Raw genomic sequence first — 9780 nt, 5'->3', positions numbered from 1 at the left:
GGGGGAAGCGCGGGGAACGGGATCAGTGTTTGCAGACCGGTGTGGCGGGCAATGTCGCCACGCGCTTGAGCTGTTCGGTCTGGCCCAGGATTTCCACACCCACGAAGGCGCGGATGCGCAGCTCGTCGGCCTTGGCGCGCACGACGCCCTTGTATTTCTTGTCGTCGCGCGGGTCGTAGACCCAGCCGTCGCGCCAGGCGTCCTTGTCGTAGCGCCCGAGCTGGGCGATGCGCACGCCGCAGGTGTCGGCAGGGGTGCCCGCGTCCTTGTCCCAGACGATGGTTCCGCACAGCGCGCCGGGCGCATCGGCGCAGGGCGCGAAGCGGATCACCGCGTCGCTCTCCGCGGTCATCCACAAGCCTTGGGCGTCCTCGGGACCGGCGGCTTGCGCCGACGCGGCCAACGACCAGCAGACAACGGTGATCAAACGGTTCAGGGTCTTCATGGCGTGGGCCTTTCTTGCGTTGGGACAAGGACTGTTTAGATAGTTATGGCTAGTATATAGTTATGACTACTGTTTGTTGTCAAAAAAAATGTTGGGAGAATCCCTGATGCCACACGTGCTCCACCCCATGCCCGCGATCCGAAAACCCCAGCCCTCCCTGCTTGCCAAGAAGCAGCCCGCGCAGCAGCGCGCCACCGAGACCTACGAGCGCATCCTGGAAGTGACGGCGCAGACGCTGGCCGACGTGGGCATTGAGCGGCTATCGACCAACCTGGTGTGCGAGCGCGCCGGGCTCACACCACCGGCGCTCTACCGCTACTTCCCCAACAAGTACGCGCTGTTGTCCGAGCTGGGGCAGCGCCTGATGCAGGCCCAGAACGAGCGCGTGGACCGCTGGATCACGCTGGAGGTGTTCAGCGGCGGGGTTGACAGCCTGGAGCGCGCGATCGAGGGGCTGATCGTCGACACCTATGAAGCCACGGTGCAGACCGTGGGCGGGGTCTGGATCATGCGGGCCCTTCGCGCCGTGCCCGCGCTGCAGCAGGTGCGGCTGGCCTCGCACGCCGCCGTCACGCAGCAGCAGACCCAGCTGCTCGCGCAGGCCTTGCCCGAAGCCGATGCGGCCGAGCTGCAGCTCGTCAGCCGCATCGTGGTGGAACTGATCTATGCCACCGTCGAGATGATTTTTGACGAACCGCTGGACGTGAAAGCCGTGGCCCGCACCGTGGCCGGCATGATCGCCAGCCACCTGACCCGTGTGCGACCGCAGGCCGCCTCCGTGAAGCGCCGCCCGGCGCGCAAGGTGGCCACCCGGCTATGAACACCGCGCCCTGAGGGGCGCGGTGCATGTCGGTGGCGCACCGTCCTGCAACGAGGCCGCCGCGCTCAGCGCAGGTGCCCCTTCAGCTCTTCGCTGGCCTGGTGAAGCGCCGTGCGTGTGGTGGGCACGCCGCTCAGCACGTTGAGCAAACCGAAGTCGTGGATCATGCCGTTGTTGCGCGTGGCCACCACGGTGACGCCGGCCGCGTCGAGCTTGCGGGCATAGGCCTCGCCTTCGTCACGCAGCACGTCCTTCTCGGCCGACTGCACCAGGGTCGGCGGCAAGCCCTTCAGCTGCTCGGTGGTTGCGAGCAGCGGCGAGGCGTGGATCTCCTGGCGTTGCTTCGGATCGGTCGTGTAGGCGTCCCAGAACCACTTCATCATGTTCTTGGTCAGGAAGTGGTCGTTGGCGAACTCGTCGTACGAGGCGTTCTCGAAGCTGGCGTTCGTCACCGGCCAGAACAGCACCTGTGCACGCAGTGCAGGGGCCCCTTTGGCCTTGGCCATCAGCGCCACGACCGCTGCCATGTTGCCGCCCACGCTGTTGCCGGCCACCGCGAGGCGCTTGCCGTCGCGCCTGATGGCACCCAAGTTCGTCACCCCCAACCGCCTCTCGGGCAAACGAGGCAAGAACGATGCGGCCGATGCCGCAGCGATCTGTGAAGCCGTCACCAGGCCCAACATGCGCTTCGTGCCAATCAAGAGCATTGAGCAGCAAGGCCAACTGCTGGTGCATCGCGCCCGCCAAGGCTTTGTGGAGCAACGCACCGCCACCTTCAACCGCATCCGGGGTTTGCTCTCTGAGCTGGGGATCGTGCTGCCGCTCAAAACCGCTGTCGTGCGCCGCGAGGCCATGGCACGCCTGGAGGACTTGCCCGGCTGGGCCAATACGGTGATCGGGGATCTGCTCAGCGAGGTCAGCCGACTCGATGAGCGCATTGCGCAGTACGACCGTCACATCCGCGCGATGGCGCGCCAAAGCACCGAGGCCCAGCGCCTGATGCAACTGCCCGGCATCGGTGAGACCACGGCCACAGCGCTGCTGAGCACCATCGGCAATGGCCGTGACTTCAAATGCGGGCGCCAGCTGTGCGCCTGGTTGGGTCTGGTGCCCGGACAGTACAGCTCGGGAGGCAAGCAGCGCCTGGGGCGGATCACCAAAGCCGGTGACCCGTATCTGCGCAGCCTGCTGGTGCTGGGTGCCAGAGCGGTGCTCGTAGCGGCCAAGAACAAGAGCGATCCGATCAGCCGTTGGGCCACCGCCTTGGCACAGCGCCGCGGTTACTGGAAGGCCATCGTCGCCATTGCCGCGAAGAATGCCCGCATGTGCTGGGCCGTGCTCAACCGGGGTGAAGACTTCCACCTGCCTGCCTGAGCACCCGAGCCCGACACCAGAGTCAAAAGAAACACAGGAGAGGCGTGGATTCGATTTTCTTCACCGCGTGCAGCCAGCCACGTTGATGAGTCAGGGGTGGACCTGCGCGGGGAGTGACCGACTAAGGCAAGGAGATCAGGGCCGCTAGCGATACCGGCCATGCTCGCTCAGCGAATGGGTCCCCCGCGCGCGTCTTTCATCAGGGTCCGCTGCAAAAAGCAGCATTCATGACCGTTTGTAGTTTCGCTGTCCGCATCCCTTGCTCGAATACACAACGCAAGGCTGGCATTGAAGGTGGGGATTGAATCCAGACAATTGAAATGCATTCCGTGATCCATCGCTACGCGATGCATCACGGCTGGGAAAACGCTTGACTGTTGTGGGGAAGCCCTTGTAGTTGCCCTAGTTCATGGCCTGGCGCACCAGCAGCGTGTCGGTGAATTGCTCGAAGGCCACGATCTGGCCCTCCTGCACCTTCCACACATGGGCCACCCGGGCCTGCATTGCCTTGCCCGTGGCGCGGAAGGTGCCGTTGTAGCTGCCTACCCCGATCACTTGGTCGCCCGCATTGATCAGGGTTTGTAGCTCAAACCGGTAGCCGATCCAGTCCCGGCCCAGCACGGCAAACACGTTCTCGGCTACCGCCTGCGGCCCTACCCAGGTGCCCGCGCACGGAAACCCGGCCATCTCGGTCCAGTGCACCTGCGGCGACACGTGGGCCATCATCTCCTGCACATTGCCCTGGTCCGACGCGGCGTAGTGCGCGCGCACGATGTCAATTGCTTGGGTCGTCATGGCTTCAGCCCCACTTCATTTCGCCGGTGGCGACCTTGGCGCCTATCTGCAGCGCCACGCCCATGCCAGCGTCCGGGTAGCGCTGCGTCATGGCAGCGATCAGGGCGGCGCTGTCGGCAGCCTTTGCCAGCTCTTGCTCAAAGGCCATCAGGTAATCGCGGGTGTAGGCAATTGCCGATGCATCGGCAGCGGCAGTGATCGCCATGTGCCCTGGCACCACCACCGCCGGCTGCCGCGAGGCCATGGCGTCGAGGTTCTTGATCCAGGCGGCGCGTGCATCGGCGCCTTGCGTGTCTGCCGTCCACACGTGCACGCCAGAGAACACCAGCACCCCGCCGAAGACCGCGTTGAGCGAAGGCACCCAGATATAGCGGCGATTGGCCACGCCGTCGGCATTGACGATGTCGATGGCGTTGCCTTCCAGCGAGAGGTTTGGGCCGTCAAAGGCTTCAGGCATCACGATGTCAGCCAGCGCCTGCGGGCCGTTGTCCTTGAGTTGCGGGCCCCAGGTGGCCAGCTTCTTTTCAACGTTGGCCTGAATGGCTGCGATCGTGGCCGACGACGCGACCACCTTGGCATCCGGGAATGCCGCCTTGATGGGCCCCAGGCTGAAGTAATAGTCCGGGTCGCTCTGGCTGATGTAGATGGTGGTGAGCTTCTTGCCGCTGGCCTTGATGGCCTCGGCCAGCGCCTTGCCATCGGGCAGCGTGAAGCCGCCGTCGATCAGCACGGCGTCGCTCGCGCCACAGATAAGCACCGGCGCGCGGAAGAATCCGTGCTCGCCAGCGGGGAAATGTTTCCACGTCAATCGGGTCGTATCAGCCATGGCGTTTCACTCCTGGAAATCAACCATCGCGACGCCCGCGGCGGTTGCATTGTGGATCACTGATTGCAGCTTGGCGCGGTTCCTTTTGGGCAGTTGCCGGCCCGCCGGAGAAGCGCTGAGCCAATGGTAGGCACTAATGATTGACTCTGAAACACATACATGCTAAACACAATGTATGCTAAAAACATACAATACGGCCGACAATAGCCTGGGCGGGCTGGGCAACCTCCGGCGGCTGGCCTACTTCGTGGCGGTGGTGGAGACAGGCTCTTTCACCGCCGCAGCCGAGCGGCTGGGGATCACCAAGGCCGTGGTCAGCCAACAGGTGGCCCGGCTGGAGAGCGAGTTTCGTACCTCGCTGCTGGTACGCACCACACGCAAGGTGCAGCCCACCGAGGCCGGGCAGGCCTTCTACCTGCGTTGCGCATCCATCCTGCACGAGGCCGAAGACGCCTTTGACGAACTGGCGGAATCATCGGCGGAGCCATCGGGCACGCTGCGGCTCACCGCGCCGTTCGACTATGGCGTGGGCGTCGTCGTGCCGGCCATCGTCGCCTTCATGCAGCGCTATCCCGCCTGCAAGGTTGACGCCATCATGAGCGACCAGACGCTGAACCTCATGACCGGCAACATCGAGCTGGCGATTCGCGTCGGCTGGCTCACCGAAACCGGCCTGCAGGCCCGCAAGATCGGCACATTCCGGCAACTGCTGGTGGCGCCCCCTGCCATGGCCCGGCAAGTGGCAACGCTCACGCACCCGGGTGAGCTGGCCGGACTGCCTTTCGTGGCCAACACGGCTTTGCGCGACAACCTCCGGTGGGATTTCACGCGCGACGAGACCGAACGCCAGGCGGTGACCATGCAGGCATCCATCTTTCTGGATGCCACCCTTGCCGTGCGCGAAGCCGTGTGCCAAGGCGCCGGGCTCTCCGTACTTCCTGACTATGCGATTGCAGACCACCTTGCCACCGGCCGCCTCATCCAGGTGCTGCCGCAGTGGGAGCTGCCCTCGGGCGGCATCCACGCGGTGTTTCCTGCGGCGAGGTTTCGCCCGGCAAAGGTGCGCGCTTTTGTGGACCTGCTGGGCGTTGTTGCACAAAGTCGGTCCGGTGGGCTGGTAGCCTGGGGGCATGAGTGAACCGAAGGGGTCCAAGGCCCGCTACAAGATCGCCAACTGGGCCGAGTACAACGCCGCGCCAAAGCCCGAGGGGTTGCTGACGATCTGGCTGGACAAAGACGGCCATCCAGACGCTGGAGATTCGAGCCATCGACGTGACCGACAACAGCGTGGGAGATGCGCCGATGTTGCCCGAGTTGCTGGGGCAGATACCGCCCGATGAAGCGGTGGCCAGCGTCAGCGGGGATGGTGCCTACGACACCAAGGCGGGCCATGCGGCGATAGCCGGGCTCGGGGCGCAGGCGGTGATTCCTCCGCACAAGAATGCCCAACCGTGGAAGGTGACCCTGGCGGGAGCGCTGGCGCGCAACGAGACACTGCGCGCCTCTGAGCGGGTCGGAAATCCGTTTTTCGGGGTGGTGGGTGAAACGGATTTCCGTTCGTCTGGGCGACCCGTGGGCGCCGAAAAGGGCGTTTGAGCGGGCTTTTGCGCCACATTGGAGGCCTGTTCCTAGGGTTAACACTCACTGGCACGGCCTTTGCGCTGAACACCCCCAAACACCCCACGACCATGACCCGTTGCCTGCCTCCTTTTCTGTTGCTGATGTGCTGCGCGTTGAGTGCACAGGCGCAGACGCCCGTGCTCACCACGCTGCAGAAGATTTCGCAGACGGCCACCATCAGCCTGGGGCACCGCGAGTCGTCGGTGCCGTTCTCGTACTACGACGGCCGCCGTCAGGTGGTGGGTTATTCGCAGGACCTGATGCTGGCGGTGGCGGACAGCATCAAGAAGGAACTCAAGCTGCCAGCGCTGGCCGTCAAGCTGGTGCCGGTGACCTCTCAGAACCGGATTCCCCTGGTGCAGAACGGCTCCGTGGATCTGGAGTGCGGCTCCACCACCCACAACCGCGAGCGGGCGCGCCAGGTGGCGTTTTCGGTCTCCATCTTCCAGACCAGTTCGCGCCTGCTCACCCGGGTGGACTCGGGCGTCACCGGGCTGGCCGATCTGAACGGGCGGCGCGTGCTGGTCACCGCCGGCACCACGAGCGAGCGCCAGCTCATGCTGCACAGCGAATCCACCGGCCTGAAGGTGGACATCGTCTCGGCCAAGGACCACGGTGAGGCGTTCGAACAGCTTCAAAGTGGGCGGGCTGTCGCATTCCTGATGGACGACGCGGTGCTCTATGGGCTGCGCGCCAAGGCGGACCGGCCCGAGGACTGGCGCGTGGTCGGTCAGCCCATGGCGGCCGAGGTCTACGCCTGCATGCTGCGCAAGGACGACACCGCGTTCAAGGCTGTGGTGGACCGCAGCCTGACGCAGCTGATGCGCTCGGGCGAGGCCCTGAAGATCTACCGCCGCTGGTTCCAGAGCCCGATTCCGCCCAAGGGCCTGAATCTGAACTGGCCACCGCCGGACGCTTTGCTTGACTTGTACCGGTCGCCGACCGATCAACCTCTGGGGTAACCACCATGGCCTGTCTGAACCGGTTTTTCTGGGCCGCGGCCCTGGCGTTGGCACCGCTGTGGGCGGGGGCCGGCCCGGTGCTGGACCGCATCCAGAAAAGCGGCGGCATCGTGCTGGCCCACCGCGAATCGTCGGTGCCTTTTTCGTTCGTTGATGCCGACAAGAAGCCGGTGGGCTATGCGATCGATCTGTGCCTGAAACTCACCGAAGCCGTGCGAAAGAAGCTGGCGCTGGACACGCTCACGCCCCGGTTCCTGCAGGTCACGCCGGCCAACCGCATCGCCATGGTGGAAGAGGGCAAGGCCGACCTGGAGTGTGGTTCGACCACCAACAACGCCGAACGCCGGCAGAAGGTGGCTTTCACCGTGCCGCACTACATCACCGGTGCCCGCTACCTGGTGCGCGCGGACAGCACGGTGCAGTTGGTGCGTGATTTCAGGGGCCTGAAGCTGGTCTCCACCAAGGGCACGACGCCGCTGAAGGCGGTGAACCGGGCCAACAACGAATACCTGCTGGGCATCACGGTCCTGGAAGCCGACGACCATTTGCGCGCGATCGAGATGGTGGAACGGCGTGAGGCCGACGGCTTCGTGATGGACGATGTGCTGCTCTACGGCCTGGCCGCGGGGCGGCCCGACCCCAGCCAACTCAAGGTGGTGGGCAAGTTCCTGACCATCGAACCGCTGGCCATCATGCTGCCCAAGAACGACCCGCAGTTCAAACAACTGGTCGACGACGAGATGAAGCGGTTGATCCGGTCCAAAGAGGCCCACGCGATCTACGACCGCTGGTTCAACCAGCCGATCCCGCCGACCAACAAGCCCCTGAACCTGCCCATGAACTACCTGCTGAAGGATTTCTGGAAGTACCCCACGGACCAGGTGCCCGGTTGATCCGGCCACGGTCATTCTTTTGTTTCCCCCACCCTCCCAACCTTTTGGAGCCTGTATGAAAAAGTCTTTGTTGATTGTTGCCGCCCTCGTGGCCAGCTCGGCCGCCGTGGCGCAGACCGCCGACACCCTGAAGAAGATCAAGGACAGCGGGTCCGTGACCATGGGCGTGCGTGAAAGCTCGGGCGCCCTGTCCTACACGCTGGGCGACGGCAAGTACGTGGGCTACCACGTGGAGATCTGCCAGAAGGTGCTGGCCGACGTGCAGAAGCAACTGGGCCTGGCCAAGCTGGACATCAAGTACCAGCCGGTGACCTCGCAGAACCGCATCCCGCTGGTGCAGAACGGCACGGTCGACATCGAGTGCGGCTCCACCACCAACAACGCCGCGCGCCAGAAGGACGTGTCTTTCGCCGTGACAACGTTCGTGGAAGAGGTGCGCATCGCCGTGAAGGCCAACTCCGGCATCACCACCATCGCCCAGCTCAACGGCAAGAAGGTCGCCACCACCACCGGCACCACCTCCGTGCAGACGCTGCGCAAGAACGAGCGCGCCACCGGCGTGGACTTCGAGCAGGTCTATGGCAAGGACCACGCCGACAGCTTCCTGTTGCTGGAGAGCGGCCGTGCCGACGCCTTCGTGATGGACGGCGCCATCCTGGCCGGCAACATCGCCAAGGCCAAGAACCCGGCCGACTTCAAACTCGTGGGCGAAGTGCTGTCGGTCGAACCCATCGCCATCATGCTGCCCAAGGACGACACCGCCTTCAAGAAGGCCGTGGACGACAGCCTCAAGGCCATGATGAAGTCGGGCGACGTGTCCAAGCTGTGGACCAAGTGGTTCGAGCAGCCGATCCCCCCGGCCAACACCAAGGTCGGCATGGTCGCCAACGAGAACACCAAGGCAGCCTGGGCCACCCCGAACGACAAGCCAATGGAAGACTATTCCGTCAAGAAGTGATGCTCTGACGGGCGTTTGAACTGGCCGCCCGGCGGCGAACGGGCGGCCCTCTTTCTTGAACTTGGGAATTCACCATGAGCACATGGGATTGGCAGGTGTTCTGCAAGGACACCATCGACGGTGAGGTGCGCCCCAGCTGTTTTGGCGAAGGCGGCGACATCACCTACCTGGACTGGCTGCTGTCGGCTTGGGGCTGGACACTGAGCGTGGCCGTGCTGGCGCTGGTGGTGGCGCTGCTGGTGGGCTCGCTGATGGGCATCTTCCGCACCACGCCCAGCCGCGCGCTGGTGGTGATCGGCAACGTGTGGACCGAGCTGTTCCGCAACATCCCGCTGCTGGTGCAGGTGTTCCTGTGGTACCACGTGCTGCCGGCGCTGATTCCGCCGCTGCGCGAGGTGCCCAGCTTCATCCTGGTGGTGTTCGCGCTGGGCTTCTTCACCTCCGCGCGCATTGCCGAGCAGGTGCGCGCCGGCATCCAGAGCCTGCCCAAGGGGCAACGCTACGCCGGGCTGGCCATGGGCCTGACGCTGTCGCAGACCTACCGCTACGTGCTGCTGCCGATGGCGTTTCGCATCGTCATCCCGCCGCTGACCAGCGAGAGCATGAACATCATCAAGAACTCCTCGGTGGCGTTTGCCGTGTCCATCGCCGAACTGACCATGTTCGCCATGCAGGCGCAGGAAGAAACCTCGCGCGGCATCGAGGTCTACCTCGCCGTGACCGGCCTGTATTTCATCTCCGCCTTCGTCATCAACCGCATCGCCCTGTTCATTGAGCAGCGCGTGCAGGTGCCCGGCATGATCGGAGGGCATTGACATGAATCTCGACTTTTCCTTCCTCGACTGGTCGGTCTTTTCGAGCTTCGTGCTCAAGGGCCTGATCTTTTCGGTGCAGCTCACGCTGGTGGCCATGATCGGTGGCGTCGTGCTGGGCACGGTGCTGGCGCTGATGCGCCTGTCGGGCAAGAAGTGGCTGGTGATGCCGGCCGCGTTCTATGTGAACACCTTGCGCTCCATCCCGCTGGTGATGGTGATCCTGTGGTTCTTCCTGCTCATTCCGCTGATGATCGGCAAGCCCATGGGCGCGG

General features: G+C 64.3%; 10 protein-coding genes and 3 pseudogenes. 9 read left to right on the top strand and 4 right to left on the bottom strand.

The annotated features are described in order from the left end of the window. Positions 1-22: 22 nt before the first annotated feature. On the bottom strand, positions 23-445 hold the full coding sequence (locus B0E41_RS25885; protein WP_077335978.1) for a DUF2147 domain-containing protein: 423 nt from the start codon (positions 443-445) through the stop codon (positions 23-25). A 127-nt stretch (positions 446-572) separates the two neighbouring features. Here B0E41_RS25885 and B0E41_RS25880 point away from each other — a divergent pair, with 127 nt between their 5' ends. Continuing rightward, positions 573-1265 (top strand): TetR/AcrR family transcriptional regulator, encoded by a 693-nt coding sequence (locus B0E41_RS25880; RefSeq protein ID WP_143434046.1) that lies wholly within the window; start codon positions 573-575, stop codon positions 1263-1265. A gap of 65 nt (positions 1266-1330) precedes the next feature. Here the strand turns inward: B0E41_RS25880 and B0E41_RS25875 are convergent. Next, positions 1331-1837 (bottom strand): annotated as a pseudogene (locus B0E41_RS25875) (alpha/beta hydrolase); the annotation flags it as partial. A gap of 1 nt (position 1838) precedes the next feature. Here B0E41_RS25875 and B0E41_RS25870 point away from each other — a divergent pair. Further along, a pseudogene (locus B0E41_RS25870) lies at positions 1839-2639 on the top strand (IS110 family transposase); the annotation flags it as partial. 402 nt (positions 2640-3041) lie between these two features. Here B0E41_RS25870 and B0E41_RS25865 read toward each other — a convergent pair. Further along, positions 3042-3434 (bottom strand): nuclear transport factor 2 family protein, encoded by a 393-nt coding sequence (locus B0E41_RS25865; RefSeq protein ID WP_077335974.1) that lies wholly within the window; start codon positions 3432-3434, stop codon positions 3042-3044. Positions 3435-3438: 4 nt separating this feature from the next. Further along, positions 3439-4260 (bottom strand): MBL fold metallo-hydrolase, encoded by an 822-nt coding sequence (locus B0E41_RS25860; RefSeq protein WP_077335972.1) that lies wholly within the window; start codon positions 4258-4260, stop codon positions 3439-3441. Between the two features lie 175 nt (positions 4261-4435). Here B0E41_RS25860 and B0E41_RS25855 point away from each other — a divergent pair, with 175 nt between their 5' ends. From B0E41_RS25855 to B0E41_RS25825, 7 genes and pseudogenes are all read left to right on the top strand, one after another. Continuing rightward, a complete protein-coding gene (locus B0E41_RS25855; RefSeq protein ID WP_077335970.1) occupies positions 4436-5398 on the top strand; it encodes a LysR family transcriptional regulator in 963 nt (320 codons plus the stop codon). 107 nt (positions 5399-5505) lie between these two features. After that, positions 5506-5778: pseudogene (locus B0E41_RS25850) on the top strand (transposase); the annotation flags it as partial. Between the two features lie 170 nt (positions 5779-5948). Then, a complete protein-coding gene (locus B0E41_RS25845; protein ID WP_077335968.1) occupies positions 5949-6842 on the top strand; it encodes a transporter substrate-binding domain-containing protein in 894 nt (297 codons plus the stop codon). A 5-nt stretch (positions 6843-6847) separates the two neighbouring features. Continuing rightward, entirely contained in the window at positions 6848-7735 is an 888-nt protein-coding gene (locus B0E41_RS25840; RefSeq protein WP_077335966.1) for an amino acid ABC transporter substrate-binding protein, read from the top strand. A 55-nt stretch (positions 7736-7790) separates the two neighbouring features. Next, on the top strand, positions 7791-8693 hold the full coding sequence (locus B0E41_RS25835; RefSeq protein ID WP_077335964.1) for an amino acid ABC transporter substrate-binding protein: 903 nt from the start codon (positions 7791-7793) through the stop codon (positions 8691-8693). A gap of 74 nt (positions 8694-8767) precedes the next feature. Beyond that, positions 8768-9508, top strand: a complete 741-nt coding sequence (locus B0E41_RS25830) for an amino acid ABC transporter permease (RefSeq protein ID WP_077335962.1) — start codon at positions 8768-8770, stop codon at positions 9506-9508. A gap of 1 nt (position 9509) precedes the next feature. After that, positions 9510-9780 (top strand): ABC transporter permease subunit (locus tag B0E41_RS25825; RefSeq protein ID WP_143433593.1); only part of this gene is annotated, 271 nt, incomplete at its 3' end.

It is taken from the genome of Hydrogenophaga sp. A37, from assembly GCF_002001205.1.
Taxonomy (GTDB): domain Bacteria; phylum Pseudomonadota; class Gammaproteobacteria; order Burkholderiales; family Burkholderiaceae_C; genus Hydrogenophaga.
Note: the sequence above shows the minus strand (reverse complement) of the source record. Positions and strands in the feature narration are given on the sequence as shown.

Bases quoted from the DNA above. Each gene is read 5' to 3' on its own strand.
- B0E41_RS25840 (WP_077335966.1), top strand. From the start codon at position 6,848: ATGGCCTGTCTGAACCGGTTTTTCTGGGCCGCGGCCCTGGCGTTGGCA.
- B0E41_RS25880 (WP_143434046.1), top strand. From the start codon at position 573: ATGCCCGCGATCCGAAAACCCCAGCCCTCCCTGCTTGCCAAGAAGCAG.
- B0E41_RS25845 (WP_077335968.1), top strand. From the start codon at position 5,949: ATGACCCGTTGCCTGCCTCCTTTTCTGTTGCTGATGTGCTGCGCGTTG.
- B0E41_RS25830 (WP_077335962.1), top strand. From the start codon at position 8,768: ATGAGCACATGGGATTGGCAGGTGTTCTGCAAGGACACCATCGACGGT.
- B0E41_RS25855 (WP_077335970.1), top strand. From the start codon at position 4,436: ATGCTAAAAACATACAATACGGCCGACAATAGCCTGGGCGGGCTGGGC.
- B0E41_RS25860 (WP_077335972.1), bottom strand. From the start codon at position 4,260: ATGGCTGATACGACCCGATTGACGTGGAAACATTTCCCCGCTGGCGAG.
- B0E41_RS25885 (WP_077335978.1), bottom strand. From the start codon at position 445: ATGAAGACCCTGAACCGTTTGATCACCGTTGTCTGCTGGTCGTTGGCC.
- B0E41_RS25835 (WP_077335964.1), top strand. From the start codon at position 7,791: ATGAAAAAGTCTTTGTTGATTGTTGCCGCCCTCGTGGCCAGCTCGGCC.
- B0E41_RS25865 (WP_077335974.1), bottom strand. From the start codon at position 3,434: ATGACGACCCAAGCAATTGACATCGTGCGCGCGCACTACGCCGCGTCG.